This is a genomic window from Bartonella sp. OD88NMGDW (assembly GCF_042193775.1).
GTDB classification, from domain to species: domain Bacteria; phylum Pseudomonadota; class Alphaproteobacteria; order Rhizobiales; family Rhizobiaceae; genus Bartonella; species Bartonella grahamii.
On record NZ_JBHIMA010000055.1, the window covers coordinates 1 to 1,145 of the forward strand.

Consider the following 1,145-nt stretch of genomic DNA (forward strand, 5'->3'; position numbering starts at 1 on the left):
GGTAAGAGAGCCGTAGCAATCGGTTGTAATTGCCCCCAACCATTTTGTTGCAAGGCTTGTTCATAAGAAATGGCTTTTAAACAAGTATTTTCGTTTAAAGAGACATTATCGTTATCATTGACGGGAGTATTTTCATTATTGTTTTGTAAATTACTATCTTTCATAGTTTCCCTCTTTTAAGAAAGTAATACGTTATTAAAATCGGTTCCTTTTGGAGCTTGCATCATAAAGACCTCAAAGCCTTGGCTATAAGCACGTGCAGCGAGGGTAAAACCTGCTTTACGACCCGCATCATCGCCGTCCATTGCAATGGTGAGACGCCCCTTTGTATGGGGTAAATTCACACGCATCATGCCACTGGTTGAAAGAGACGCCCATAAATCAACGGGCTCTGATAACAACCCAGACAAAAGAGCCAGACCGGTTTCAATGCCCTCACAAATGACCAGATGTTTGGGATTGGCTTGACTTAAATGCACAGCACCACCTGTTACAGATCCCAACATGGCTTTTGCTGGTTTCTGATCTGTTTTGCAGCCATTGTCTTTTAAAAAGGTTCTATGAATGGCAAAGGAACCAGCACCCTTAACAAGAGCCACTAACGCGGGCAGTGTACCCCCAGAGGGGTGTGGACACTTGTCGTAAAAGCGTAAATCGGGAGGCAAATCACATGTAATACCCCGCATACGTAAATAGGTTTCTGCTAAAGTATTTTTGATTGGTTGGCTTTGTTGCCAAATTGCTTTTGCTCTCTCTGCTTTCTGTTTTGCTCGTTTGAGATCAGCACAAATCTGTTTGGAGAAAGAAAGCGTCTGATTATAAGCTTTATCAAAAAAGGCTTGTTTTCCAAGCAAGCCAATTCTGATGAGCGCTTGTATGATCTCTCTAAAAGAGCAGCCAGCATAACAATAGAGTAAAAGACGCCCATCATGTCCATTGGCAAGGGATAAGCTAGGCAGCCTATCATCATGAGCAGGGCAACGGGCTATTCCATAACGCCCATGCCAAGTACCACGCAAGGCACGTGTGATACCCCGCGCATTCTTAAAAGAACACATCATTTTAAATCCTATAACGTTGCGTCATAGGACGGATTGTGCTATCTCTAGGGTGATGAGTTTGAGAAAGCCTTGTCCGTCCTTACG

The 1,145-nt window shown here is 43.5% G+C and carries 1 protein-coding gene; it reads right to left on the minus strand.

What is annotated here, in order from left to right; translation table 11 throughout:
* Positions 1-176: 176 nt before the first annotated feature.
* On the minus strand, positions 177-1,061 hold the full coding sequence (locus ACFIJR_RS09040; protein WP_375654065.1) for a toprim domain-containing protein: 885 nt from the start codon (positions 1,059-1,061) through the stop codon (positions 177-179).
* Between the last annotated feature and the right edge of the window lie 84 nt (positions 1,062-1,145).

Bases quoted from the DNA above. Each gene is read 5' to 3' on its own strand.
- ACFIJR_RS09040 (WP_375654065.1), bottom strand. From the start codon at position 1,061: ATGATGTGTTCTTTTAAGAATGCGCGGGGTATCACACGTGCCTTGCGT.